General features: G+C 71.6%; 18 protein-coding genes. 8 read left to right on the plus strand and 10 right to left on the minus strand.

All coding sequences use genetic code 11. The features are described from left to right. Window positions 1–63 precede the first annotated feature (63 nt). The gene (locus ACTJKJ_RS03415) at window positions 64–1,125 is read left to right on the plus strand and encodes a M23 family metallopeptidase (protein WP_440819607.1); all 1,062 of its coding nucleotides are present in this window, start codon (window positions 64–66) and stop codon (window positions 1,123–1,125) included. Window positions 1,126–1,182: 57 nt separating this feature from the next. Here the strand turns inward: ACTJKJ_RS03415 and ACTJKJ_RS03420 are convergent, their stop codons facing one another. Next, window positions 1,183–2,571 carry a mechanosensitive ion channel family protein gene (locus ACTJKJ_RS03420; RefSeq protein WP_440819608.1) on the minus strand — a complete coding sequence of 463 codons (1,389 nt, stop codon included), beginning with the start codon at window positions 2,569–2,571 and terminating at the stop codon, window positions 1,183–1,185. Window positions 2,572–2,694: 123 nt separating this feature from the next. Next, a complete protein-coding gene (locus tag ACTJKJ_RS03425; protein WP_297383665.1) occupies window positions 2,695–3,648 on the minus strand; it encodes a histone deacetylase family protein in 954 nt (317 codons plus the stop codon). 58 nt (window positions 3,649–3,706) lie between these two features. Between ACTJKJ_RS03425 and ACTJKJ_RS03430 the strand changes: the two genes are divergently transcribed. From ACTJKJ_RS03430 to mltB, 4 genes are all read left to right on the plus strand, one after another. After that, window positions 3,707–4,660: an AAA family ATPase gene (locus ACTJKJ_RS03430; protein ID WP_297383663.1), complete on the plus strand. Its 954-nt coding sequence runs from the start codon at window positions 3,707–3,709 to the stop codon at window positions 4,658–4,660. 34 nt (window positions 4,661–4,694) lie between these two features. Next, window positions 4,695–5,735: a DUF58 domain-containing protein gene (locus tag ACTJKJ_RS03435; RefSeq protein WP_440819609.1), complete on the plus strand. Its 1,041-nt coding sequence runs from the start codon at window positions 4,695–4,697 to the stop codon at window positions 5,733–5,735. Beyond that, a complete protein-coding gene (locus ACTJKJ_RS03440) occupies window positions 5,732–7,777 on the plus strand; it encodes a transglutaminase family protein (protein WP_440819610.1) in 2,046 nt (681 codons plus the stop codon). The genes ACTJKJ_RS03435 and ACTJKJ_RS03440 overlap by 4 nt, the downstream gene beginning before the upstream one ends. Window positions 7,778–7,871: 94 nt before the next feature. Then, window positions 7,872–9,062: a lytic murein transglycosylase B gene (mltB, locus tag ACTJKJ_RS03445; RefSeq protein ID WP_440819611.1), complete on the plus strand. Its 1,191-nt coding sequence runs from the start codon at window positions 7,872–7,874 to the stop codon at window positions 9,060–9,062. Between the two features lie 67 nt (window positions 9,063–9,129). On the opposite strand, the gene ACTJKJ_RS03450 is transcribed toward mltB, so the two are convergent. The 7 genes from ACTJKJ_RS03450 to ACTJKJ_RS03480 form a co-directional block, all read right to left on the minus strand. After that, a complete protein-coding gene (locus ACTJKJ_RS03450) occupies window positions 9,130–9,333 on the minus strand; it encodes a hypothetical protein (protein WP_183478619.1) in 204 nt (67 codons plus the stop codon). A gap of 117 nt (window positions 9,334–9,450) precedes the next feature. Continuing rightward, on the minus strand, window positions 9,451–9,753 hold the full coding sequence (locus tag ACTJKJ_RS03455; protein WP_440819612.1) for a hypothetical protein: 303 nt from the start codon (window positions 9,751–9,753) through the stop codon (window positions 9,451–9,453). 127 nt (window positions 9,754–9,880) lie between these two features. Continuing rightward, a complete protein-coding gene (locus tag ACTJKJ_RS03460; protein ID WP_091723348.1) occupies window positions 9,881–10,402 on the minus strand; it encodes a deoxycytidylate deaminase in 522 nt (173 codons plus the stop codon). A gap of 115 nt (window positions 10,403–10,517) precedes the next feature. Continuing rightward, window positions 10,518–17,192: a response regulator gene (locus ACTJKJ_RS03465; protein ID WP_440819613.1), complete on the minus strand. Its 6,675-nt coding sequence runs from the start codon at window positions 17,190–17,192 to the stop codon at window positions 10,518–10,520. A gap of 49 nt (window positions 17,193–17,241) precedes the next feature. Next, a complete protein-coding gene (locus ACTJKJ_RS03470; protein ID WP_440819614.1) occupies window positions 17,242–19,674 on the minus strand; it encodes a TonB-dependent receptor in 2,433 nt (810 codons plus the stop codon). A 486-nt stretch (window positions 19,675–20,160) separates the two neighbouring features. After that, window positions 20,161–20,637, minus strand: a complete 477-nt coding sequence (rnhA, locus tag ACTJKJ_RS03475; RefSeq protein ID WP_297383647.1) for a ribonuclease HI — start codon at window positions 20,635–20,637, stop codon at window positions 20,161–20,163. 84 nt (window positions 20,638–20,721) lie between these two features. Then, on the minus strand, window positions 20,722–21,669 hold the full coding sequence (locus ACTJKJ_RS03480; RefSeq protein WP_440819615.1) for a class I SAM-dependent methyltransferase: 948 nt from the start codon (window positions 21,667–21,669) through the stop codon (window positions 20,722–20,724). Window positions 21,670–21,693: 24 nt separating this feature from the next. Here ACTJKJ_RS03480 and gloB point away from each other — a divergent pair, with 24 nt between their 5' ends. Both gloB and ACTJKJ_RS03490 read left to right on the plus strand, forming a co-directional pair. Next, window positions 21,694–22,479 carry a hydroxyacylglutathione hydrolase gene (gene gloB, locus ACTJKJ_RS03485; RefSeq protein WP_440819616.1) on the plus strand — a complete coding sequence of 262 codons (786 nt, stop codon included), beginning with the start codon at window positions 21,694–21,696 and terminating at the stop codon, window positions 22,477–22,479. A gap of 7 nt (window positions 22,480–22,486) precedes the next feature. Further along, window positions 22,487–24,232: a transglycosylase SLT domain-containing protein gene (locus ACTJKJ_RS03490; protein ID WP_440819617.1), complete on the plus strand. Its 1,746-nt coding sequence runs from the start codon at window positions 22,487–22,489 to the stop codon at window positions 24,230–24,232. Window positions 24,233–24,304: 72 nt separating this feature from the next. On the opposite strand, the gene ACTJKJ_RS03495 is transcribed toward ACTJKJ_RS03490, so the two are convergent. Beyond that, window positions 24,305–25,024, minus strand: a complete 720-nt coding sequence (locus ACTJKJ_RS03495; RefSeq protein WP_297383637.1) for a DUF3313 domain-containing protein — start codon at window positions 25,022–25,024, stop codon at window positions 24,305–24,307. Window positions 25,025–25,279: 255 nt separating this feature from the next. Between ACTJKJ_RS03495 and ACTJKJ_RS03500 the strand changes: the two genes are divergently transcribed. After that, entirely contained in the window at window positions 25,280–25,900 is a 621-nt protein-coding gene (locus ACTJKJ_RS03500; RefSeq protein ID WP_440819618.1) for a TetR/AcrR family transcriptional regulator, read from the plus strand. The last annotated feature ends 14 nt before the right edge of the window (window positions 25,901–25,914 follow it).

The raw sequence follows: 25,914 nt of genomic DNA on the forward strand, positions 1-25,914 counted from the left end.
TGGGCCCGACACCCGGCCCACCTCCCTCGCCGATCCTTCACCGGTGCCGCCCTGGCGCTGGCCATGGCCCCGTTGGCGCGCGCGGCGGCCCTCGACGGCGGGCCGGAGAAGGCCCCACTCCTCCCCCATTGGGTGGCCCCGGGCGGGCCGGTGCGCGTCGAAGGCGTGGAGGAACTCGTCGGCGAAGTCCATGTCGACTGGCCCGTCGACGAGCCGCCGCCGACGGCGTGGCAGCTGGTTGACGCGGATCGCGGCGAGACCGTCGAGACCTGGGAGGGCGCCGAGCTCGCACGGCGCCTCGCGCGCATCGATGGCGCGCGGATGCTGCTTTATGTCGAACTGCGCTCGCGTCCCGGACGGCCATTGCCGGCGCGCCTGCTGCCGGCGCTCACGCTGGCCAACGGCCAGGTGCTGCGCGGCGAGGCCGTCGCGGTGTCCGCCGAGCCGGCAACCGCCTTCGGCCCGCCGCTGAAGGACGGTCTCTGGGTCGCCATCCACAACCCGGCATGGCCGCGTGGGCACCGTCGTGTCGGATTCGCGCGGGACGGTCGCTGGACCATCCCGGGGCGGCATGCCATCGACTTCGTCCAGGTCGACGAGGACGGCCGCATCGCGCGCGGTGACGCAGGTCGACCGGCCAACCACTTCGGCTACGGCGCGCCGGTCCTGGCCGTCGCGGATGGCGTCGTGAGCGCTTCCCGGGACGGCATGGCGGAGGCTGGCACGATCGCTGGCAATCCGCGCCACGCCCTGGTCGACGCGCCGGGCAACCACGTCGTGCTGACGCTGGCCGACCGTCGGCATGTCCTCTACGAGCACCTGCGCCCGGGCAGCGTGACGGTGCGGCCGGGCGACCGTGTCCGCAAGGGCCAGGTGCTGGGCGCGCTGGGATTCAGCGGCGACTCCACCGGTCCCCACCTGCACCTGCATGTCTGCGACGAAGGCGCACCGAACGCCGGCGAGGGCCTGCCCTTCGTCTTCGAGCGCTTCGAGCGGCTGGGCGCCTACGAGGACCTCGCGACGCTCGGTCGCGCGCGCTGGTCCGCCGCCCCCGCCAGCAACGCCATGGTCCGCCGGGACGAAAAGCCCGGCTCGAACCGGGTGATCCGTTTCACCGCGACCTAGGCCGCCTACGACCGACGACCAGGCATCGGCCCGCCGAAGCGCGGGCCGCCGAGCGGTTCACTTCTCCGCGGGCGCGACGGACGCTCCCGCGACCGGCGCTTCGACGACCGGGCCTTCTGCCACAGGCGTTTCGGCCACCGTCCGCACCACGCGCTGCGGGAACGGGATGTCGATGCCCAGCCGGTTGAGCAGCCGCAGCACCGCCAGGTTCACGTCGGAGCGCACACCGCCCTGCCCGTTGTGCGGGTCGGAGATCCAGAAGCCGATCGTCAGCTCCAACCCATCGGCCGCGAAGTTGCTCAGCGACACCGACGGCGACGGCTCGGACAGCACCCGCGGCACGCGCTGGATCTCCTCGATCAGCTGCGGGAACAAGGCGTCGACATCGGTGCCATAGGCCACCTGGACGACGGTCGTCACGTTGACCTGCGGATCGGCGAGGGAAAGGTTCTCCACCCGCGTCGTGATCAGCGATTCGTTCGGCACGATCGCCTCGCGGCCGTTGAGCGCGCGGATCACCGTGTAGCGGGTCTTGATGTCGCTGATGCGGCCCTCGAAGTTGTCGACCTTGACCATGTCGCCGATGCGCAGCGAGCGCTCGGCCAGGATCATGAATCCCGACACATAGTTCGCCGCGATCTTCTGCAGGCCGAAGCCCAGGCCCACGCCGACCGCGCCACCCAGCCAGGACAAGGCGCTCAGGTTCAGGCCCACCATGTTCAGCGCCACCATCGCGCCGACCACCAGCAGCGCCGTGCGCGTCAGGTTGACCGCGATCTTGCGCATCGACAGGTCCATCACCGACTTGCCGCGCAGCAGCCGCGACTCGATCGCCGAGGACAGCCACAGCACCACCAGCATGATGGCGCCGACCTGCAGCACCCCGACCAGGAGGTCGTACACCGTCGTCGACTCGCCTCTGGCGTTCTTCGGCAGGAAACCCAGCTTGTACTCGTCGAGCTCGTCGATGAGGATGGGCAGCAGGCCCACGATCCACAGGATCGATCCCAGCCAGGCGACCCAGGAGACGCTGCGCTCCAGAAGCTTGATGCCGATCGAATCGGGCATCGTCGCCCGCAGCACGCGCGCCACCAGCCGGATCACCACCAGCGACAGCAGCACCGGGATGACGACGCGGAACAGCGCGACCGGCTCGCCCAGCAGCGGCATCAGCCGCCGCGCGCCCAGCGCCAGCAGCAGCGCGATGACCGGGAAGAGCACGCCGTCGTACACGCGGTGGCCCAGCAGCACCGACTGGTGGCCCGGCGCCGCCGTCACGTGCTTGCTGATGCGGTAGACGATCAGCCAGGACAGCGCCAGGCAGGCCAGCACCAGGCCGACCTCGATCAGCGCGCGCGGTCGCGACAGCATGGTGAGCAGCGATTCCAGCTCACGCAGGCTCAGGGTGTGGTTCAGGGGCGCGGTGGTGCCCAGGGTGGAGCTCAAGGAGGAGATCAATTCGGCAACCGGCCGGGGCCGGGTCTATCGGTCAAATGGGGGGTCGACGGGGGGTCGATGGGGGTCGATGGGTGTCGACGGGACATCTGGGACGGGCGGCGCGGATCCGGCTCAGATCCCGGCCAGCGTTCTCAGGTGGACGCCGACACTGCGCGCCAGCGCGCCCAGGTCGTAGCCGCCTTCCAGGCAGGACACGATGCGGCCCTTCGCGTGGCGCCGGGCCACGTCCATGATGCGCAGCGTGATCCATTCGTAGTCGGCCTCGACCAGGCCGAGCTGCGCCAGGTCGTCGTCGCGGTGCGCGTCGAAGCCGGCCGAGACGAACACCATCTCCGGCCGGAAGCGCTCCAGCGCCGGCATCCAGAGCGACTCGATCATCTCGCGCACCTCGGCGCCGCGGGTGTACGGCGGCACCGGCACGTTGAGCATGTTGGCGCCCTTGGGCTCGCTGCCCGAATACGGGTAGAGCGGGTCCTGGAAGATGCTGACCATCAGCACCCGCTCGTCGCCGGCGAGGATGTCCTCGGTGCCGTTGCCGTGGTGGACGTCGAAATCGATGACCGCGACGCGGTCCAGGCCGCGCACGTCCAGCGCATGCCGGGCGGCGACGGCCACGTTGTTGAAGAAGCAGAAACCCATCGCCTGCTCGCGGGTCGCGTGGTGGCCGGGCGGGCGCACGGCGCAGAAGGCGTTCTCGGCGCGGCCGTCCATCACCAGGTCGGTGGCCTGCACCGCCGCGCCGGCCGCGCGCAGCGCCGCCGACCAGGTGTGCGCGTTGGCGCAGGTGTCGGGGTCCAGCGCCTTCATCGGGTTGGGCACGCCCTCGCGGGCCTGCTGCTCGAGCGCCTCCAGCTCGGCCTTGAGCTCGGCGACGTAGCGCGCCGAGTGGGCCCGCTCCAGCGCCCGCAAGTCGGCGCGCGGCGCGTCGTGCCGGTCGAGCGCGGTGTCGATGCCGTGGGCGATGAGCCAGTCCTCGATCGCGGCCAGGCGCTGCGGGCATTCCGGGTGACCGGCGCCCATGTCGTGACGATGGCAGTCGGGGTGGCTGATGAAGGCGGTGGACATGGTCGGGGCGTGCGCGTGGCGTCGTCGGACCGTGGGGATTCTGAGATATCGTGCGTCGATGAGCTCCGACGCCCCGACCCTCGCCTCCCAACCGCTGGCCGACCTGCGGCGGCAGATTAGCACGATCATCAAGGGCAAACAGGCGCAGACAGAAGACTGCCTGGCCTGCCTGCTGGCCGGCGGCCACCTGCTCATCGAGGACCTGCCCGGCGTGGGCAAGACCACGCTGGCGCATGTGCTGGCGATCTCGCTGGGCCTGCGCTTCTCCCGCGTCCAGTTCACGACGGACCTGATGCCGTCCGACCTGCTGGGCGTCAACATCTACCAGCCCGGGGCGCAGGGCGCCGGCGGCAGCGCCTTCCAGTTCCACCCCGGCCCGGTCTTCAGCCAGGTGCTGCTGGCCGACGAGATCAACCGCGCCGGCCCCAAGACGCAGAGCGCGCTGCTGGAGGCGATGGAGGAGTACCAGGTCAGCGTGGACGGCACGACCCATCCGCTGCCGCAACCCTTCTTCGTCATCGCGACGCAGAACCCGAGCGAGCAGCTCGGCACGCACCCGCTGCCGGAATCGCAGCTGGACCGCTTCCTGATGTGCATCAGCCTGGGCTATCCCGACCGCCAGGCCGAGCGCGAGCTGCTGATGGGCGAGGACAGCCGCGAGCTGCTGCGCGCGCTCAAGCCGGTGATGACGCCGGAACAGCTGCGCGCGCTGCAGCGCGAGGTGCTGCGCATCCACGTCTCGCCGGCGCTGCTGGACTACCTGCAGGCGCTGCTGGAGGCGACGCGCTCCGGCGAGTGGTTCCAGGAAGGCCTGAGCCCGCGCGCGGGCCTGGCGCTGCTGCGCGCCGCGCGCGCCAAGGCGCTGCTGAGCGGCCGCGACTATGTCTCGCCGGACGACGTGCAGGCGATCCTGCCGCAGACCATCGCGCACCGGCTGCGCCCTCGCGGCGGCAGCGCGCGCGGCGCCCGCGAACAGGTGCGCGCGATGATGGCCGCTGTGCCGCTGCCCTGAGCGCGGCCCCGCGACCGCCCGACCGGAGACCGCCGTGCGCGTGCCCGCCTGGAAGCTGCCCCCGCTGAAACCGCCGGCCCTGCGCTGGCCGTGGCAGCGGCGCTGGGACGCGTGGTGGCAGGCCCGCCACCCGGCCAGCGACACGACTGCGCTGACGCAGCGCAACCTCTACATCCTGCCCAGCCGTCCGGGCGCCGCCTTCGTCGTCACCCTGCTGGTGCTGCTGCTGGCGTCGATCAACGACCAGCTGAGCCTGGGCTACCTGCTGACCTTCGTGCTGGCCGGCGCCGGCATGGCGTCGATGAACGCGACCCACGCCAACCTGCGCGGCCTGAAGCTCGACCTGAAGACGCCGCCGCCGGCCTACGCGGGCCAGCCGCTGGCGCTGGACATCCGGCTGCACAACCCCTCGGCGGCACGCTTCGGCGTCGGCGTGCGGCTGCCCGACGCCAGATCCGCCGACAGCGCCTTCGCCGACGTGCCCGCGCAGGGCCATGCGCAGCTGCAGCTGCAGCTGAGCTTTCCGACCCGCGGCCGGCATGCGCTGCCGCGGCTGCGCATCGAATCGCAGTTCCCCTTCGGCCTGTTCGTGACCTGGAGCTACTGGCGGCCGGCCGCGCAGGCCTGGGTCTATCCGGCGCCCGAGCTGGACGCGCCGCCCGCCGCCGCCGTCGAGGAAGGCCTGCCTCAGGGCCAGGGCCAGCCGGGGCTGGGCGACGATCCGGGGCTGCGGCCCTACCGGCACGGCGACTCGCCGCGGCAGATCCTGTGGAAGAAGTCGGCGCTGGCGCTGGCCCAGCCGCAACCGCCCGGCGGCAGCGGCGCCGGTGCGGCCCTGCTCGTGCGCGAGCGCCTGGGCAGCCGCGCCAGCGAGCAGTGGCTGGACCTGGCGGCGACGCGCGGCCTGCCCTTCGAGCAGCGCGTCTCCCGCCTGGCGGCGTGGGTGCTGCGCGCCGAGGAGGAAGGCCTGCCCTACGGCCTGCGCCTGCGCGGCGTCTCGCTGGCGCCCGACCTCGGGCCGGAGCATTTCCGCGACTGCATGGAAGCGCTGGCGCTGGCGCAGGAGCAGCCATGAGCGCCGCCCCGGTTCTGGCGGCAGGCCGCCGCAGCCCGCTGCCGCGCGAGGCGCGCGACACGCTCTTCCTGCTGGCGATCATTTCCGCCGTGCTGCTGCCGCATGCCGGCCACCTGCCCTGGTGGTGCAGCGCCTTGACCGCGCTGATGCTGGGCTGGCGCGCGCGGCTGGCCTGGCGCAGCGAGGCGCTGCCCGGTCGCTGGAGCCTGCTGGCGGTGCTGGCGGTGGTGATCGGCCTGACCCTGGCCACCCACAAGACCATCCTCGGACGCGAAGCCGGCATCACCATGCTGGCGATGCTGATGGCGCTGAAGACGCTGGAGCTGCGCGCCCGGCGCGACGCCTTCGTCGTGTTCTTCCTCGGCTTCTTCCTGGTGCTGACCCAGTTCCTGTACTCGCAGTCACCGCTGATCGCGGTGTGGATGATCGGCTGCGTCTGGGCCTTGCTGTCGGCGCTGGTGCTGGCGCAGATGCCGCAGGGCGTGCCGAGCCTGCGGCTGGCGGCGCGCATCGCGGCGCGCAACACGCTGATCGGGCTGCCGGTGATGGTGGCGCTGTTCGTGCTGTTCCCGCGTTTCCCGCCGCTGTGGGGGCTGCCCAAGGACTCGGGCGCGCGCACCGGGCTGTCGGACACGATGAGCTTCGGCGCCTTCGCCGAAGTCGCCACCGACGACACGATCGCGATGCGGCTGCGCTTCGACGGCGCGCCGCCGGCCCAGCCGCAGCTGTACTTCCGGGCCCAGGTGCTGACGCGCTTCGACGGCCAGCAGTGGACCGCTTCGCGCGTGACCTGGGTCGGCCACGAGGCCGCGCCGACGCTGGACGGTCCGGTCTTCCGCTACCAAGCCACGATCGAGCCGCTGCGCGTCACCGCGATCCCGCTGCTGGAATTCAGCCCCGGCGTCACCGGGGACCGGATCCCGGTCGGACGCCTGGCGGCGACGCGCTCGCCGCAAGGCCAGTGGCAGGTCGCGCTGCCGTTCGCGGAGACGCTGCGCTTCCGGCACGAGGCCTGGCCGCGCGCGCAATGGGGCACCCGCCTCGGCCGCGCCGATCGCCTCGAGGCGCTGAGCCTGCCGCCCGGCCTGAATCCGCGCGCGCGGGCGCTCGGCGCCTCGCTGCAGGAGCGCTTCGCGGCGCTGGACGACGACGCCCGCGCGCTCGCCGTGAACCGGGAGCTGCTGACCCGCATCCGCCGCGACGGCTTCGGCTACACCCTCACTCCCGGCGTCTATGGCGAGACCAACCCCCATGCGATCGACGAGTTCTGGTTCGACCGCAAGCTCGGTTTCTGCGAGCACTTCGCCTCGGCCTACGTCGTGCTGATGCGGGCGGCGGGCGTGCCGGCCCGCGTGGTCACCGGCTTCCAGGGCGCGGACCCGCAGCTGCAGGACGGCGACCTGGTCGTGCGCATGAGCCAGGCCCACGCCTGGGCCGAGTTCTGGACCGCCGCCGGCGGCTGGCAGCGCGCCGACCCAACCGCGGCGGTGTCGCCCGATCGCATCCAGGGCCGGCCGCTGCGGCCGTCGCCGGGCGTGTTCTCCGGCGCGCTGGAGCAGCTGCGCCCGGGCCTGCTGACGGAGCTGCGCACCGCCTGGGAGCGCCTGAACAACCGCTGGCAGCAGACAGTGCTGAACTTCTCCACCGGCGAGCAGATGAGCCTGCTCAAGCGCCTGGGTTTCGAGAATCCGGACTGGACCGCGCTGGGCCAGGTCGCCGGCGGCCTGATGGCGCTGGCGGCCCTGGTGGGCGCCGGCCTGGCGGCCTGGCACCGGCGACCGCACGATCCCTGGTCGCGTCAGCGCGCCCGCGTGCGGCGCGAACTCGATCGCCTCGGCCTGGCCACCCGCGACGACGAGACCCCGCGCCGCTGGGCCGCGGCGCTGGTCGAGCGCCACGGCGCGCCGGCCGAGACGGTCGCGGCCGCGCTGTTGCAATTGGAAGCGCAGCGCTACCGGCAGGACCTCGCCGCCGCCACGTCACAATGGCAGCGCCAGTTCGCGGCCCTGTGTGCCGACCTCCGTCAGGCGCTGGCCCGCTGAGCCCCCCCTCTTCCATGTGCTTGACGCTGCACCGCCGCTCGCCGGCCCGCATCCGCCATCTCTGCCATTTCCGCCGCCTCCGCCGTAGTCCCGCATGACCGCTGTCCGCCGCTCCACGCCCCGCCGCGTCTTCCTCCGTTCCCTGCTCCAGGCCTCGATGGCCGCCGCACCGCTGATGACCGGCCTGGCCGCCGCGCCGGCGCTGGCGGAGACGGCCCACAAGCCGCACCCGGCTGCGAAGCCGAAGTCCGCCGCGAAGAAGCCGGCGCGCAAGCCCGCGCCGCCGCCGGCCTATGGCGACCGCGACGACGTCATGGCCTTCGCCGATGCGCAGGCCGAGTCGCTCGGCTACCGGCGCGAGGAACTGCGCGCGATCCTGGCGCTGGCGCGTCCACAGCCGGCGGTGCAGCGGCTGATCCTGCCGGGGCCGCCGGGACAGGCGAAGGACTGGGGCGCCTACCGGCAGCGCTTCGTCGAGCCGCAGCGGCTGCAAGCCGGGCTGGCCTTCTGGGCGACGCACGAGGCGGCGCTCGCGCGCGCGGAGGCGTCCTATGGCGTGCCGGCAGAGATGATCGCGTCGGTGATCGGCGTGGAGACCTTCTACGGCCGGATCATGGGCAGCTTCCGGGTGCTGGACGCGCTGGCGACGCTGAGCTTCGACTACCCCTCGCCGCTGCCGCCGGGCGCGCGCGACCGCAGCCCCTTCTTCCGCGAGGAGCTGCGCCAGTTCCTGATCCTGGCGCGCGAGAACGGCCTGGATCCGATGGCGATGAAGGGCTCGTACGCCGGCGCGATGGGCTGGGGCCAGTTCATGCCGGGCAGCTGGCGGCGCTTCGCGATCGACTTCGATGGCGACGGCCATGTGGACCTGATCAACAGCCCGGTCGACGCGATCGGCTCGGTGGCCAATTTCCTGCGCGAGCACGGCTGGCAGCGCGGCATGCCGACGCATTACGAGGTGCAGGTGCCCAATGACACCGCGGCCCGCGCCCAGCTGCTGATCAGCGACGTGCTGCCGCAGCTGGATGCGCGGCAGTTCGAATCGGTCGGCGCGCAGCTGTCGCCGCAGGGGCGCGCCCACAACGGGCCGCTGGCGCTGATCGAGCTGCAGATGGGCGGCGCCGCGCCGGTGTACGTCGCGGGCACCCAGAATTTCTACACGGTGACCCGCTACAACCAGAGCAGCTATTACGCGATGGCGGTCATCGAGTTCGCCAACACCCTGGCGAGCTGGCGCAAGGCGACCGGCCCGACGCCCGCGTCGGCGCCGGCCAGCGCCAGCTGATCAACGGCCGGGATTAACGGCCGGGATTGGCGGCCGAGATCAACAACCAGGGATTGGCGGCCAGAGGTCAGCGCCCCGGAATCGGTGGCTTGGTCCGCGGGCGCTCGGCGCGATCGCCGGAGTCGCGCTGCTCATGGTGGGCGCGGTCGATGTCGCCGTCCCCTTCCGGCCCTTTCTGGCCGGTCTCGCCGACGCGATGGTCCTCATCGTCATGCTCGAGCCCGCCGTGCAGGCCGGGTGGGAAGTCACTGGAAGTGCGCGGAGCATTCATGGTTTCCTCCTGAAGTGGGCGATCGATCTTAGCCACCGAGCGGAAGGCCCCACGCGCAGGAACGACAAAGGCGCCTCGCGGGCGCCTTCTGCGTTCGTTCCTGCGGAGACGGCCTGCTCAGTGCACCAGGCCGATCCACTCGCCGCGACGCTGGTACGCGTCGAACAGGTCCTGAGCGACCGCCTGCAGCCGCGCATCGCCGCGGGCATGGGCCGTGGACAGGCGCTCCAGCGCGTAGAGGCGGTCGTAGAGCATGCGGGTCGGCTGCAGCGTCAGGCCGTGGTCGGCCATCAGGTCCTGCAGCGTCAGCAGCTCGTTCATGCTCGCGGTGCCGGCCACCGTCAGGCCGAGATCCGGCACCAGTCCCCAGGGAGCCTGGGCGGTTTCGGGCATCAGATGCGGGGGGACGGGGGTGTGCATGGCGGCCTCGGAGCGATTCATGTCGGCGTGGACAGGATGATGGATCGCACCGCCCGGAACTTGAGCGGGAAAAGCGGGGGAAATCCGGCCCAGTTCCTGCGATCGCCGCGCGGCCGGCCGGCGTCGATCAGCGACGCGGCCGGGCGATGAAGCCCGACAGCTCGGTGCACCAGGCGGCGGCGGGCACGTCCAGCTCGTTGAGCGCCAGCACGTCGATGCGGGCGTCGGTCAGCATCTTGGCCGAGGCCGCGTTGAGCCCGACCTGGTGGTCCTTCTTCTCCAGGTAGACCACGCGCTGGATGCCGACCTGGATGATGGACTGCACGCAGCGCGGGCAGGGGTACTGGGTCGTGTAGATGGTGCTGCCGGTCAGCGGCAGCACGACGCAGTTGAGGATCGCGTTGACCTCGGCGTGGACGATGTAGCTGTGGCGCGAGTTGGCGGGATCGGCGTCGTCATCGGACCAGTAGGCCGGGTCGTTGTCGTCGCAGCCGCGCGGCAGGCCGTTGTAGCCGACCCCGACGATCTTGTAGTCCCCGCTCGCGATGCAGGCGCCGTTGCGCTTGCGGCTGTCCTTGGAACGGGCGCTGGCCAGCAGGGCCACGCCCATGAACATCGAATGCCAGTCGATCAGCGGATGGTTGTCCATGGCGAGGGCGGGAACGCGGCGAACCGCGACGGTCGGGGAGCAATGGCGCAGAAGTGTAGTGGAGCCGGCGCCGGCGGGCCGCGTCTCGCCCAACCTACCCCCTCACTGCCCCGCCCTACCCCCGTCCGGCCAGTTCCGCCAGCACCTCGCCGAGCCGCGCCTCCACCCTGGCCAGCACCGGCTCGAGCGCCGGCGCGCCGGCATCGTCGTGGCAGGCCGTTTCCAGCGTCTGGGCGGCCTCGCACAGCGCATGGGCACCCAGCGTGCCGGACGTGCTCTTGAGGTCGTGTGCCAGACGCATCGCTTCGTCCCGCTGCCCCTCGGCCACGGCGGTCCGGAAGCGCACCGCGAAGTGCTGCTCCCGATCGACGAACATCCGCACCAGCCGCTCGTACAGCCGCTCGTTGCCCTTGAGCTGGTCGATCGCGCCACGCGCATCGACGCAGCCCGTCCCCACCGCCTCCGAAGCCGCCGGCCGCAGGTGCCGGGCCAGCGTCGCGAACATCTCGTCCACGTCGATCGGCTTGGCGATGTGATCGCTCATGCCGGCCTCCAGCACCTTCTCCCGGTCGCCCACCAGCGCGTTGGCCGTCATCGCGATGATCGGCAGCGCTTGCCATCGCGGCTCGCGCCGCAGCGCGCGCGTCGCCTCGTAGCCATCCATCACCGGCATCTGGCAGTCCATCAGCACCGCATCGAAGCGGTCTTCCGACAGGCGCTGCAGCGCCTCCCGCCCGTTGCCCGCGACCGCCACCACGATGCCTTCGCCCTCGAGCAGGTCGCGCGCCAGTTCCTGGTTGATCTCGTTGTCCTCGACCAGCAGGATGCGCGCGCCCGCCAGCCCGTGATGCGCCTGGCCGCGATCCGCCCCCTGCCACGGGGTCGGCGGTCCGGACGAGGCGCCGCCGCGCGCCCGCAGGCAGGCGTCCAGCAGCGTGGAGGGCGTCACCGGCTTGCACAGCGTCGCCGCCACGCTCAGCCCGTCCGACGCGAGGCGACGCGTGATGTCCTCCTGGCTGAAGGCCGTCAGCATCAGCACCGTCGGCGACCGGTGGCGCAGCGACATGCCGGCCAGGCGCTTCACGCAGTCGACGCCGTCCATCACCGGCATGCGCCAGTCCAGCAGCAGCAGGTCGAAAGCCTCGTGGCGCGCATCGGCCCGCACCACGGCCTCGATCGCCGCGGCGCCGTCGGCCGCCTCGACCACCCGCATCCCCATCCGCCCCGCCATCGCCGCCACGACCGCCCGCGCGCACGGGTTGTCGTCCACCACCAGGGCACGCGCGCCCTGCAGCAGCGTGCCGGTCCGGCCGACCGGCGCGGGCATCGGCTGGAACGGCAGCCTCAACTGGAAATGGAAGCGGCTGCCCAGGCCCGGCGTGCTGTCCAGTGCCAGCGCACCGCCCATCATCTTGACCAGGTGATGGCTGATGGCCAGGCCCAGGCCCGTGCCGCCGAAGCGGCGGCTGGTCGACGAATCCGCCTGCGAGAAGGGCTTGAACAGCTTGCGCTGCTGCTCCGGCGTGATGCCGATGCCGGTATCCCGCACCTCCAGGTCCAGGCGCACCGCCGCCTCCTCTCGCGCCGCCACCGCCACCCGGACCACCACCTCCCCGCGCTCGGTGAACTTCACCGCGTTGTTGCCCAGGTTCAGCAGCACCTGGCGCAGGCGCGACGGATCGCCGCGCAACTGCACCGGCATGTCCTCCGGCAGGTCGAAGACCAGTTCGACGCCCTTCTCCACCGCCTTGAGCATCAGCGCGTCGGCCACCTGGCTCATCACGTCGCCCAGGGCGAACGGGATGTCCTCGATGTCCAGATGACCCGCCTCGATCTTCGAGAAGTCCAGGATGTCGTTGATGATGCCCAGCAGCGACTGCGCCGACAGATGCACCTTCTGCACGTAGTTGCGCTGCACGTCGTCGAGTCCGGTCTGCAGCGCCAGGTAGGACATGCCCAGGATGGCGTTCATCGGCGTGCGGATCTCATGGCTCATGTTGGCCAGGAACTCGCTCTTGGCGCGGTTGGCCGCCTCGGCCACCTCGCGCGCGGCCTGCTCGGCCTGGGCCCGCTTGCGCTCGGTGATGTCCAGCACGAAGGACACGCCCGCCTCCTTCGACCCGCGCAGCAGCACCCCGCCCACCATGGCGGGCACGCGCGCACCATCGGGCCGGATGAAGTCGCGCTCGTAGGTCGGGGCCTGGCCGGTGCGCAGCAGCTGCGCCAGCAGGCGCTCCTCCGTCGGCAGCACCTCGGGCGGCGTGATCGCCGACCACTGGACCCGCCCCGCGAGGAGGTCGTCCCGGCTGTAGCCGATCATCCGGAGGAACGCGTCGTTCGCGTCCGTGATGCCGTCCAGGCGCCAGAAGAAGATGCCCATGATGCTGGAGTCGACGAGCTGCCGGATGCGCGCGTCGCGCTCCTGCAGGTCGCCATAGAGCCGGGCGTTCTCCAGCGAGATGGCCGCCTGCGAGGCGAGCACCTCCAGCAGCGCCACCCGCTGGGCGCTGAACGCCTGCGGGAGCAAGGCGTTCTCCATGTAGAGCAGTCCCACCAGCCGCGACTGCCGCATCAGCGGCAGGCACAGCAGGGACCGCGGCTGCCGCTGCCGCACGAACTCGTCGGCGGAGAACGGCGCGGCCGTGGTGGCATCGTCCAGCACCAGCCGCGTGCGGGTGCGCCGCACGTAATGGACGACGCTGCCGGGCAGGTCCGCGGCGGTCATCGGCGCGCGCCGCGCCGTCACGTCGACGCCCAGCGGCCCCACGCGGGCCTCGGCCTCCAGCTGCAGCTCGTCGTTGCCCAGCAGCAGCAGGGCGCGGCTGGCGCCGGCGCTCTGCACCGCGATCCGCAGGAGCGCCTTGATGAGGTCGTCCAGGATGATCTCGCCGGAGATCGCCTGGGCGGCCCGGACCGCCGCGGCGACGTCCAGTTGCGCCGCGCTGATCGTCGCGGCCGGCGCCTCGTCCGGCGCGCCCAGGAGCCGCGGGTGCCGTTGCCGCAGCTCACGCACCTTGCCCTGTGCGCCCCAGCGCGCATAGGCATCGAGCGATTCCCTCAGCAGGGCGGCGGCCACGCTGTCGGTACCGCGCGCGGCGTAGTACCGCGCCGCCACCTCGAGCGCCACGGCCTCGATCGGGAGGAAATCGTGCTCGCGCGCCGAGCGGATCGCCTCCTCGTACAGGGACTGGGCGTCGAGGTCGCGCCCTTGCAGCCGCGCGAGCTCCGCGCGCGCCAGGCAGGCGCGGGACCGGCCGCTGGTCGGGTTGTGGCCGGCGAACCGGTCCAGCCATCCGGCATGCTCGAGCATCAGCTCGCACTGCGCCTGGCGCAGCGGTGCGGCCAGGCCGGTCGCCAGCGCGGCATGCGCCAGGGCCGCGTAGGTGTGGAACTCCACCTCCTCGAAGGGCGTGAGCGTCGTGAACAGGTAGCGCCTGGCCTGGGCGATCGCCGCCACCGCCGCCGCCGCGTTGTGGGCCAGGCAGTGCGCCTGCAGCTTCCGGATCCAGAACCAGGCCGCGGGCGAGCGCAGCCGGGCGTCCTCGCGCAATTCCTGCTCGAACCGCGCTTCGTCCAGCTGCTCGTCGCCGAAGGCCTCCAGGCCGGCGGTGAGCCCGCGCAGCGCGCGGATGAAGCCCAGCTGCGCGTTGACGGACGCCACCACCTGGTTGAAGTAGAGCTTGCGCGCGAAGGCGAGCACGCCCTCGCCATGGGCCTGCAGCTCCTCCAGCGGTTCGTCCAGCGTGAGGCGATGCGGCACCTGCAGCAGGCTCGAGTACAGCTCGAAGACCAGGTCACCGCTCTCGCGCGAGGCGTTCACCGCGCGCTCGGCATGGACGCAGCCCACCCGGAAGTGATCGGTCCAGGGACTGCAGGCCTCGGCGAAGCTGGTGCAGATGCGGCCCTTGAAGCGGCTCAGGTCGCCGCCCACCAGCGCCAGCGCCAGTTCGCCGAAGCGCCTCCCCGCGTCATGGTCGCCGCGCGCTTCGCGCAGGATCAGGTTCAGATAGGCATAGGCCAGGCAGGAGCCGTCGGTGTTGCCATGGGCCAGGCTGAGGTTGGTCATGCGGCACACCGCCAGCCGGAACAGGTTGGTGTCGGTCAGCAGGAAGGGCGCCAGCGACGCGGTGAGCACGTCCACCGTGGCCTTGTGCACCGGATCGGTCATCGGCGGCAGGCGGACCAGGTCCTCGATCGCCAGGCCGTCCAGCCGCTGCCAGAGCGCGCCGTAGTCGTCCTCCAGCGCCTCGTCCGCGGGATGCCGGTCCCAGGCGACGTCCACCGCGCGCAGGAACTCCAGGGACACGTCGACCGCGCGCGGGTTCTGGTCCAGCGCCTGGTACAGCGCCAGGCGCTGGCCCGCCACCTCCGCGCGCTCGGCCACCGTGCGGGCCCGTTCGGCCAGCCGGGCCAGGCGTTCCTTGGCCGCCTGCAGGGCACCGGACAGGAACTCGCACTCCGCGCGCTGCAGCTCGAGCGGGAAGGCCAGCTCATGCGCCTCCTGCCACGGATCCGCCGGCAGCAGCGCGCATCCCGTGCTCAGGTAGGTGAGCGCGGCGGCGTAGGCATTGGACTTGCGGGCGCGGGTGCCGGCGATCAGGTTCAGCGCCGCCGCGTCGCGGCGCTCGCGCGGATCGGCGATGAGCTCCACGCCGCGGTTGAGCTGGTTCACGACGTCGAAGACGGCATGTTCCAGCGCCTCGCCGCCCGTGTGGCGGCGCAGCAGGCGGCCGACGCGCAGATGCTCGCCCGGCCGCTCGTCCTCGGGAATCAGCGAGTAGACCGCCTCCTGCACCCGGTCATGCTGGAAGCGGAAGGCGCCGCCGGCGTCGATGACCAGATCGGCCAGCTCGGCGGTCCTGAGGCTATCTCGGATCGTCGCCTCGTCCTGGCCGGTGACCACGCCCAGCGTGCCGATCGCCGCCGCATTGCCCAGGCAGGCCAGCGACTTCAGCAGCGACAGGGTGTCCTGCGGCAGGCGGGCCACCTTGCCGACCATCAGGTGCACGACGTTCTCGGCCAGGTTCCGCGCGCGGATGCGCGCCAGGTCCCAGCGCCAGCGCCCGGCCGCCGCGTCGCGCGACACCAGGTCGTCCTCCTCCAGCGCCTTCAGGAACTGGATCGCGAAGAAGGGATTGCCGCCCGTCTTGGCATGCAGCAGCCGCGCCAGTTCGCCGGCCTCGCCTCGTTCGCAGCGCATCGCCTCGGCGGTCATCGCCACGATGTCCGGCAGCGCCAGCGGCCCCAGCACGATGTCGCGCACCGGCGCGCCGGCCTGGCGCACCGCCTCGACCGCGCGCATCAGCGGATGGGCGGCATCGACCTCGTTGTCGCGGTAGGCCCCGATCAGCAGCAGATGACGGATGCCCGAGTCGGTCATCAGGTAGCCGATCAGTTCCAGCGTCGCCGCGTCCAGCCATTGGAGGTCGTCCAGGAACAGCACCAGCGGATGCTCGGCACGGGCGAAGACGTCGAGGAAGCGCACCAGCACGCGGCGAAAGAGATTCGGCCGCTCCATCGGGGGCAGGTCGGGCAGCGGCGGTTGCGGACCGATGATGGGTTCGAGCTCGGGCACCAGGTCCAGGATCAGTTGCCCATGCGGCGCCAGCGCCGCCATCAGGGCCTCGCGCCAGCGGGCGATCTCGGCCTCGCGCTTGACCAGCAGCTGGCCGGCCAGGTCGCGGAAGGCCTGGATCAGCGTGGCATAGGGAATGTCGCGCTTGTACTGGTCGAACTTGCCGGCGACGAAGAGCGCACGCGCCGGCACCAGCGCCTTGTGCAGTTCGTTCACGACCGAGGACTTGCCCACGCCCGAGTAGCCCGACACCAGCACCAGGCCCGGCCCGCCATCGGCCAGGATCTGGTCGAAGCTCGCCAGCAGGGCCGCCACCTCGGCATCGCGCCCGTGGAGCTTCTCGGAGATCAGCAGGCGATCCGGCATGTCGCGCGCGGCGAGCGGGAACACCTCGATGCGGCCGGTGGCCTCGAGTTGCCCGAGGCACTGCCGCAGATCGGCCGCCAGGCCGGCCGCGGTCTGGTAGCGGTCCTCGGGCGCCTTGGCCAGCAGCTTCATGACCAGCGCCGACAGGCCCGGCGGCACCCCGAGCTGATCCAGGGCCATCGGTTGCCGCGCCAGATGGCAATGCACCCATTCGAGCGCGTCGCCGGCGGCGAAGGGCAGCGTCCCGGCCAGCATGCGGTAGCAGGTGACGCCCAGCGCGTAGAGGTCGCTGCGCGCGTCGACCGACCGGTTCATGCGCCCGGTCTGTTCCGGCGCCATGTAGGGCAGGCTGACGGCGATCACCTCGGTGGGCACCGGCAGCTGCCGCTCGCGCGGCACCTGCGCGGCCAGGCCGAAGCCGGTCAGGCGCACGCTGCCGTCCGGCGCGATGAAGACATGCTCCGGCTTGAGGTCCTTGTGCAGCAGCCCTTGCGCGTGGATGCGTGCCAGCGCGTCGGCCATCGAGATCGCGAGCGGGAGGAAACGCGCGGGCGGCATCGGGCCGTCGAGCCGCCGGTCGAGCGGCTCGCCGCCGGGATCGTCCAGCACCAGCACCGGCCGCCGGCCGTGCTGCACCAGCTCGCTGGGATGCAGCGCCCAGGCGGGATCGAGCCGGTCGGCCAGCGAGAACTCATGCGCCAGCTGCCGGCTCGCCCCGGCGGACGCGTGTTCCGCCACCGCGCTCAACAGCAGCACCGGGCGTCCGTCGCTGCGGCGTCGCCCACGCCGCAGCGTCAGGTCGCCGCGCGGGTACACCGCGCCGTCGCCGCTCTCGTCGAAATCGTTCATGCGGAACTCCGTGGACCGGGGAAGGCCGTCGCGGCGCGGCGGCGCGGGCTCAGAACCGGCCCGTCAGTTCGAGCATCACCGTGCGCGGCGGCAGGAACAACGCGAACTGGTTGGCCGGTTGGCCGGTCACTCCGCCCGAGGCGCTGCCGGTGCCGGACTGGTCGAACACCGAGGTGACGACGAACCGGTTGGTGAGGTTCTTGCCGACCAGCGCCAGCTGCCAGCGCTCATCCCGCGTCGACACGCGCAGGGCCGCGTCCATCAGCGCATGGGCCGGCTGGACGGCCAGCGGCTGGCCGAAGGGCGAGACCGAGGACGCACTGGCGTAGCGCACGCGGGCGGACAGCCCCATCACCAGGTCGGCGCCGAGCGACTGGCGGTAATCGGCCCCCAGGCTCGCGGTCCAGCGTGGCGCGTTGGCGGTGGGCCGGCCGCTCAGGTCCTGGCGCAGCGCGCCGTCGGGCCCCGTGGGCAGGCATCCCTGGGCCTGGCTCTGGCCGGCGTAGCAGGGCGCCAGGTAGTCCCGATAACGCGCCAGGTTGAACTGCAGCGAGCCCATCAGCTTGAGCCCGCCCAGGCCGCGCGGCAGGTACTCCGCGGACGCCTCGATCCCCTTCACCACCGCCGCGCCGGCGTTGGTGGTCATGAGCGTGAGACGCGGCGCATCGTAGAAGTCGATCTGCAGATCGGCGTAGCGATAGTGGTAGGCGTCGGCATTCAGGCGCAGGCGCCCGTCGAGCAGGTCGCTCTTGACCCCGGCCTCGACGCCCCTGACGGTCTCCGGACCGAAGGCCAGGTCCGACACGCCGTTCCCGAACGCCGAGATCGTGGCGCTGTTGGAGAAGCCCCCCGACTTGTAGCCGGTGCGATAGCCCGCATACAGCGTCAGGTCGCGCGTCGCCTTCCAGGTCAGCGTGCTGGTCGGCGAGAAGTCGTGGAAGCGCTGGTCGGCGTCGACGCGCGCGATGGGATACACCGGCACGAAGCCCGGATGCACGTAGGGCTGCGCGAAGTACGAGGTCTTGCGCTCCGCGGTGTAGCGGCCGCCGAGCACGTAGTCCCACCCGGGCAGGAAGCGCCAGCTCAGGTGACCGTAGAGCGCGGTGGTGCGGCCGCGAGTCGCCGAGTCCTTGGCGAAGGCGAGATAGCGGTTCGCGGCATCGGCCGCGGAATTCTCCGCGCCGAACAAGGCCGACCCCTGGGCGAAGACCAGCTTCGTGCCCTGCAGGAAGGCGCCCAGCATGAAGTTGACCGGGTGGTCGAAGCGGGTGCCCAGCCGCAGCTCCTGCGACCAGGCGTGATAGCGGTCGTGCTCGTCGGACCAGATGCCCGGAACGGCCGTGAAGTCGTAGTCCGACAGCGCCGCGTAGTCGAAGCGCTGGTGGTTGGTGATCGAGGACAGCAGGGCCCGGTCCAGCGTCTTGTCCACCTTCAGCGTGACCGATCCCGAGGTGTAGCGGGTATAGAGTTGCCCGCCTTCCCGATCCGCATGCGGCCGGGCCGCGGCGATCCCGGGTGGCAACGGGTTCTGCCGGACCGAGAACCCCTCGCCGCAGGGCTCGCCGTTGCTGTCGTTGGGGCACTTCCACAACCGGTCGTTCCAGGAGGTGCCGTTCGACGTGCGCCGGTCCACCGAGGCCTTCAGCACCACGGACAGGCTGCTCTCGGGCCGATAGCTGGCGGTCAGCCGAGCCGTCCACACGCGCTCATCGGGCATGTCCGCGTTGGCCGGCGCCGGCACCGCGTGCTGGGTCACGGTACCGGTCGCCGCATCCAGCGTCGTGTAGGTGCCGGCGGGCGCTTCGTTGCGGACCTGGCCGCCGCCCATGCCGCGCGCGTTGACCGCCAGGCGCAGGCCGACGCGATCGCCGACCGGTCCCGAGACCACGAGCCCCATCGAGCGGCTGGCCGAGCCGAACTCGTAGCCGACCCGGCCGCTGATCTCGCGGTGCATCGCCGGGTCCTCGGTCGTGATCGAGATGACGCCGGCCGTGCTGTTCTTGCCCCAGTACAGCGCCTGGGGGCCCTTGAGCACGTCGATCTGCCGGACGTCGAAGAAGGAGTCGTCGATCACCCGGCCCTGGCCGTAGTACACGCCGTCGACGATCACCGCGACCGACTGCTCGATGCCGATGCTCGAGAAGTTGGGCCCGATCCCGCGCAGGCTGATGCTGGCGCCCGAGCCGCTGTTGCCTCGCGTGATCAGCAGACCGGGCACCGCGGCGGCGGCCTTCTCCAGCGAGCTCAGGTCGAAACGGTCGACCTCCTCCGTGCCCAGGCTGACGATGGACGCCGGGACGTCCTGCACGTTCTCCCGCACCTTGCGCGCGGTCACGGTGACGCGGGGCAGACCGCCCGCCGCTTTCGCTTTCGTGTCCACCGCGGCCTCGGCCTCGACCTCGGCTTCGGCCCGCGCTGGCGGCGCCCCGGCAGGCTCCGCGGCCAGCACGGTGACCGGACATGCAAAGGTGGCGGCGGACAAGGACGCGCGCAGCCAGCCGGCTGCGGAGCAGGTCAGGGGCGAGGACCTCGACGCCGACCACGGGAGGGGATGTTCGATGCGTCTCATGCCGGGATATTGATCCCGTAACAGAAGATGACGCATAGAGGTCTGCCCCGGGCCCGCAACCGGGTGCTGGCGCCCCGATGGGCACGCTCCTATGATCCCCGTTTGCCCGCCGAGGGCGCCGCCGCCCTCTCGGGCCGTCCCGCGCCGTCCCGCGCCGCATCGGGCGACGTGGCGGTCCCGCGGCCCTCCGGATCGCGCACCGGGCGTCATGCATGTTGATGACGCTCGAGGCCGGTCGAAACCGCCGAAGCCGCGCTCATGTCCCGGCCCGCGGCGAGCCGCTCACCGGCGTCGATCGGCCCGCCCGGGCGTCCCCCAGTCGAGCGTCATCCTCCCCCCCGACATGAGGGCCGACCCAGGCACGGCGACGGTCCGCCTGCCCCGATCACCGCCCCTCGGTCAGAGGCCCACCCCGCGGTTCGCCAGCGCATCCGCGCGTTCATTGCCGGGATCGCCGGAGTGACCCTTGACCCAGCGCCATTCCACCGTGTGCAGCTTGCGCAGCGCGTCCAGGCGCTGCCACAGCTCGGCGTTCTTCACCGGCTTGCCGTCGGCGGTCTTCCAGCCGCGGCGCTGCCAGCCGGAGATCCACTCCGTCATGCCCTTGCGCACGTACTCGCTGTCCGTGTAGATCACGATGTTGCAGCTGCGCTTGAGCGAGCTCAGCGCCTCGATCACCGCCGTCAGCTCCATGCGGTTGTTGGTGGTGTTGCGCTCGCCGCCGAACAGCTCCTTCTCGTGGTCGCCGCTCTTGAGCCAGGCGCCCCACCCGCCCGGACCCGGGTTGCCCTTGCAGGCGCCGTCGGTGTAGATGACGACGCTGGGCTTGGCGATCTTCGGCGCGGCGGGCGCGGCGGCGGGAGTGGTATCGGTCATGAACGGAGCGGAGCAACAGGGAAGGTGAAGAATGCGGACCGGACACGGCAGCGGGCCGGGTCCGGGCGTGCGACGCGTCGAGGTTCAGTCGACCTCGACGTCGTCGCGATGGTGATGATGGTGGATGGCGGCCACTGCTGGCGCGGCCTTGGCGACGCGCTTCTTGCCGCGCGCCAGCCCGATCAGCCGCATGCCGTGCACGCGCTTGACCGCGATGACGCCGTACAGCGCGCCCAGCACCGTCCACCACTTGCCGCCGGGCTTCTCGATCCACTGCCAGCGCGCCAGCCAGGGATCGCTCAGCAGCGCCGGTCGATAGCAGCCGAACTGCGCGCGCTCGACCTCGAACGACAGCAGCCGCAACCAGTCGCGCAGCCGCCAGTAGCCGATGTATTCGCGCTCCTCCGGCAGATAGAGCCGCGGCGCGCGGCTCAGCAGCCGGCCGTTGACGCGGGCGAGATTCTGCCTCACGGCCCAGAGGCTGGCCGGGTTCAGGCCCAGGATCACCACCCGGCCCTCGGGCCGCAGCACCCGCTCGACCTCGCGCAGGCAGCGGTGGGGATCGACCGCCTGCTCCAGCGTGTGGGGCAGCAGCACCAGGTCCAGGCTGTTGGCCTCGAACGGGAGCGCGTCGAACTCGCAGAAGATCGCCGCGCGGCCCGCGCCGCCCAGGCCCGGCGCGGGCCCGGCCTGCGGTTCGGGCTGGTATTCCAGCGGATGCGCCATCAGCGAGGGCCGCGGCGGCCCGGCGACGGCGTCCTCGAACGGCCGATGGTCCAGCGCGAGCCAGCGGTTCGTCATGCGGTTGGTGCGCAGGCCGTGCAGTTCCGGGAAACCCAGCTGCAGTGCGTGATAGCCGAACCAGTCGATCACGGCGGCGTCGATGAAGCGCTGTTCCCAGGCCAGCAGATAGCGTCCGGCGGGCGTGCGCAGCCAGTGCGTGAGCTCCGCCGCGGCAGCGTCCGGCCGGACCTGCGCCTCTACAATCGGCGCCTTCGCGTCGGTGTCCTCGTCCTGGCCCCGCGTCTTCATCTGGAACCCGATCCCCTTGCCTGCATGAACCTGGTCGCCGTTCCCGCCTTCACAGACAACTACCTCTGGCTGCTGCATGACGGCCGGTCGGCCCTGGTGGTCGATCCGGGCGACGCCGCGCCGGTGAAGGAGGCGCTGCGCGCGCTCGGCCTGGACCTGCAGGGCATTCTAGTGACGCATCACCACGGCGATCACGTCGGCGGCCTGCGTGAATTGCTGCCGCTGCTGGCGCAAGGCGCACAAGTCTGGGGTCCCGCCACCGAAACCATGCCGGTGCCGGTCGTGCCGCTGCGCGAGGGCGACCGCGTCGAACTGCTCGGCCAGGTCTTCGAGGTGCTGGACGTCCCCGGCCACACCGCCGGTCACATCGCTTTCGTGCTGAAGCATCCGGCCGACGGCGGCGCGCCCCTCCTGTTCTGCGGCGACACGCTGTTCTCCGCCGGCTGCGGCCGGCTCTTCGAGGGCACGCCGGCGCAGATGCGGGCCTCGCTGGCGAAGCTGGCCGCGCTGCCCGGAGAAACCCGGGTCTGCTGCGCGCACGAGTACACCTTGTCGAATCTGCGATTTGCTCGCACAGTCGAGCCCCAGAACGAGGCGGTCGCGCGCCACGAGGCCTGGTGTCTGGCCCGGCGCGGGCAGTCGCTGCCCACCCTGCCCTCCACCATCGCGGTGGAGCTCCAGATCAACCCCTTCCTGCGCTGCGAGCACGCCGAGGTCCGCGCGGCCGCGCAGCGCCATGACCCGAGCGTCACCGCGGAGCCGGTCTCGGTCCTGGCCGGGCTGCGCCGATGGAAGAACGACTTTCGCTGAGACCCCGATGCATCGACACCCGACCCCGTCCTTCCCGCTGCTTCGTTCCTCCCGCTCCGCGGACCGCGCGGACGCCGCTTCCCCCTCCCCCACCACTTCGACACGTCCGGCGCTGACGCTGCTGGCAGCGCTGCTGCCGCTGGTGCTGGCCGCCTGCGCCAACCGCCCGGTCGCGCCCGCCGACAACCAGGACGCGCAGGCGGTGGCGCAGCAAACGGTGCAGGCCGTCGAGGCGGCCGCCTCGGCCGTGCCCTCGCCCGCGACGCCGGTGGCGAGCGTGGCCACCGCGCCGGAAGAGAAGCTCGACGTGCTGCTCGAGGACACGATGAACCCCGGCCAGAAGGTCGACCTCGACGCGCCGAAGACCCACGTCGACCTGTGGGCGCGGATGCGCGCCGGCATGGCGATGCCCGAGCTCGACAACGACCTGGTCCGCAAGGCCGAGGACTGGTACAGCAGCCGGCCCGACTACGTCGCGCGCATGACCGGCCGCGGCAGCCTGTACCTGTATCACGTGGTCGAGGAAGTCGAGAAGCGCGGCATGCCGATGGAGCTGGCGCTGCTGCCCTTCGTCGAGAGCGCCTTCCGCAACGATGCGCAGTCCAGCGCCAAGGCCGTCGGCATGTGGCAGTTCATGCCCGCCACCGGCCGGGATTTCGACCTCAAGCAGAACATCTTCCGCGACGACCGCCGCGACGTGCTGGCCTCGACCAAAGCGGCGCTGGACTACCTGCAGCGCCTGAACAAGCTGTTCGACGGCGACTGGCAACTGGCGCTGGCCGCCTACAACTGGGGCCAGGGCAACGTCAGCAAGGCGGTGGCGCGCAACCAGAAGGCGGGCCTGCCGATCGACTACGAGAGCCTGCGCATGCCCGACGAGACGCGCTACTACCTGCCCAAGCTGCAGGCGGTGAAGAACATCGTGATGCGCCCGTCGGCCTTCGGCCTGGAGCTGCCGGCGGTGGCGAACCACCCCTACTTCCTGTCGGTCAACATCGACCGCGACATCGACGTGACCCGCGCCGCGCAGTTGGCCGAGTTGGACGAGGAGACCTTCCGCCAGTTCAACCCGTCGATGAACAAGCCTGTGATCCTGGCGGCCAGCAGCGGCCAGCTGCTGCTGCCCTACGACAACGCCAGCACCTTCGTGGCCAACCTCGAGAAGCATCGGGGCCCGCTGGCGTCGTGGACCGCCTGGGTCGTGCCCCGCACGATGAAGCCGGCCGACGCGGCCAGACAGGTCGGCATGAGCGAGACCGGCCTGCGCGAGATCAACCGCATCCCGGCGCGGATGCTGGTGACCAAGGGCTCGACGCTGCTGGTGCCGCGCACCGCCTCGCGCGACCAGGACGTCTCCGAGCACCTGGCCGACAACGCCCGCATCGGCTTCGCGCCCGACGTGCCGCCGATGCGCCGCGTGACGCTGAAGGCGAACAAGGGCGACACGGTGGCGAGCGTCGCGCGCCGCCATCGCCTGGGCACGACGCAGCTGGCGCAGTGGAACCGCGTCAGCACCAAGGCCACCTTCAAGCCGGGCCAGCAGATCGTCGTCTACGTGCGCGAGGGCCAGACGCTGGCTTCGGTGGAACCGTCCGGCGCTTCGAAGGCGTCGGCCAAGTCGGGCAAGGTCACCAAGGTGGCGTCGACCGCCTCCGGCAAGGCCAAGGCCGGCGCCAAGACCCGCAGCGCCAAGGTCGCCAGCGGCGACGGCAAGGTCGCCCGCACCGTGTCGACCAAGACCGCGCTGCGCTGAGCGGCGGCGCGCGGTGACCCTCCCGCCGACGGGCGCTCGATCGAGCGCCCGGGGCTCATCGCGGCGCGGCGTTCAACGCAGTTGCGCCAGCAGTTCCTCCGCGCCCTTGTCGATGCCGACGCGGGCCGCGTCCAGCCGGCCGAAGGTCGCGCCGAGGTTCCATGCGTTCGGATACTGCTTGGCGACATAGGCGCCCAGCAGTTCCTGCGTCGACGCGTCGAGGATCTCGACCGCGTAGCTGATCGAGCCGGTGAAGCTGCCTTCCCGGCCGCGTGCCGCCTGGACCGCGTTGTAGGGCCCGCCCGCGAGGTCGAAGCGGGTCAGCGTGCTGACGACCCGCGTGGTCGTCTTCGCGCCGGTCAGCGTGAGGCGCACCCGCAGCGTGCCGGCGTCGGGCACCGTGGTCAGCCGGAAGCGCGTCCTCAACTGGTCGGCGAAGGCCCGGCGCATGTCGCCGGCGAGCACCACCTTGTCGTCTTCCGAAAGGTCCTCGAACTGGTGGTCCGCCCCTCGGTAGACGATCACCGGCTCCACGATGACGGCGCCGTACTGGCCCCAGTCGACCGTCTTGGGCAGGCGATAAGGCATGTGCCCGCGCTCATCCGAGGGGTTGGGCCGCAGGACCGGCGTGGAGGCCAGGTCCGCGTAGGGATGCGGCTGCGGGCTGGCGCAGCCGGCCAGCACGGCCAGCACGACCACCGGGGTCAGCAGCGCCAGCGGGCGAGCGGGCAGGCGTCGGGCGGATGCGCGTCGGGAAGACGCGCGACGGAAGGACGGGGAGAAAAAGCTCATCGGATCACCTTCATGGAGGGGTCGGGACACACGGACCGGATCGTCCGGAGCGCGTCAGCGCCGCTCCCGCCGGCGCCGGAAGCGCCTGCGAGGCAGCGCCAGCAACAGCAGGAAGCCCAGCAGATCGATGAGGTGCAGGACATAGCTCAGCATCAGGCGCTCCAATGCAATACAGTACGGATCCGTACGGTATTAGGACCACGGAATGAGCGTCAAGTTAAAAGTACGGACCCGTACAGTTATGGAGATGCCGTCATGCGGGTGAGGACCCAGGCGCGCCGCGACACCATCATCGAGGCGGCCATCCAGCTCTTCGAGGAGGCCGGCTACGAGGGCGCGTCGATGAGCGAGCTCGCGCGCCGGCTCGGCGGGTCGAAGGCCACGCTCTACGGCTACTTCCCGTCCAAGGAGGAGCTGTTCGTCGGCGTCGTGGAAGCCTTCGCGACCGCGCACCTGGCGGAGGCGACCGCCATCGTCGAGGCCGCGATCGACGAGGCCCCGGCGCTGGCGCCGCTGCTCAGGAAGGCGGGCGGCTGCATGCTGCAGGTGATGCTGAACGACCGCCGCGCGATCCTGGTCTACCGGATGGTGATGGCGGAGGCCGGGCGATCGGAATTGGGAGCGCTGTTCCATCGCGCGGGCCCGCGGCAGTTCGCCGATGCCCTCACCCGGCTGTTCGCCGGGGCAATGCAACGCGGCGCGCTGCGCCGGCTGGATCCGGCGATCGCGGCGATGCAGTTCATGTCGCTGCTGACCGCCGAAACCGGCCCGCGCCTGTACGAGCGCAGCGCGCGGCCGATGTCGCTGGCGGAGATCGAGGAGCGCGCCGCGCGTGCCGTCGACCTGTTCCTGGAAGGCGGCAAGCCCCGCCCGTGACGCGACCGGCCCGC

The sequence above is a fragment of the Roseateles sp. 22389 genome (assembly GCF_052044995.1).
In the GTDB taxonomy this organism is placed as follows: domain Bacteria; phylum Pseudomonadota; class Gammaproteobacteria; order Burkholderiales; family Burkholderiaceae_C; genus Roseateles.

Coding starts and splice junctions, on each gene's coding strand:
- ACTJKJ_RS03415 (WP_440819607.1), top strand. CDS start 64: ATGGCCCCGTTGGCGCGCGCGGCGGCCCTCGACGGCGGGCCGGAGAAG.
- ACTJKJ_RS03425 (WP_297383665.1), bottom strand. CDS start 3,648: ATGTCCACCGCCTTCATCAGCCACCCCGACTGCCATCGTCACGACATG.
- ACTJKJ_RS03430 (WP_297383663.1), top strand. CDS start 3,707: ATGAGCTCCGACGCCCCGACCCTCGCCTCCCAACCGCTGGCCGACCTG.
- ACTJKJ_RS03440 (WP_440819610.1), top strand. CDS start 5,732: ATGAGCGCCGCCCCGGTTCTGGCGGCAGGCCGCCGCAGCCCGCTGCCG.
- mltB (WP_440819611.1), top strand. CDS start 7,872: ATGACCGCTGTCCGCCGCTCCACGCCCCGCCGCGTCTTCCTCCGTTCC.
- ACTJKJ_RS03450 (WP_183478619.1), bottom strand. CDS start 9,333: ATGAATGCTCCGCGCACTTCCAGTGACTTCCCACCCGGCCTGCACGGC.
- ACTJKJ_RS03455 (WP_440819612.1), bottom strand. CDS start 9,753: ATGCACACCCCCGTCCCCCCGCATCTGATGCCCGAAACCGCCCAGGCT.
- ACTJKJ_RS03460 (WP_091723348.1), bottom strand. CDS start 10,402: ATGGACAACCATCCGCTGATCGACTGGCATTCGATGTTCATGGGCGTG.
- ACTJKJ_RS03465 (WP_440819613.1), bottom strand. CDS start 17,192: ATGAACGATTTCGACGAGAGCGGCGACGGCGCGGTGTACCCGCGCGGC.
- rnhA (WP_297383647.1), bottom strand. CDS start 20,637: ATGACCGATACCACTCCCGCCGCCGCGCCCGCCGCGCCGAAGATCGCC.
- ACTJKJ_RS03480 (WP_440819615.1), bottom strand. CDS start 21,669: ATGAAGACGCGGGGCCAGGACGAGGACACCGACGCGAAGGCGCCGATT.
- gloB (WP_440819616.1), top strand. CDS start 21,694: ATGAACCTGGTCGCCGTTCCCGCCTTCACAGACAACTACCTCTGGCTG.
- ACTJKJ_RS03490 (WP_440819617.1), top strand. CDS start 22,487: ATGCATCGACACCCGACCCCGTCCTTCCCGCTGCTTCGTTCCTCCCGC.
- ACTJKJ_RS03495 (WP_297383637.1), bottom strand. CDS start 25,024: ATGAGCTTTTTCTCCCCGTCCTTCCGTCGCGCGTCTTCCCGACGCGCA.
- ACTJKJ_RS03500 (WP_440819618.1), top strand. CDS start 25,280: ATGCGGGTGAGGACCCAGGCGCGCCGCGACACCATCATCGAGGCGGCC.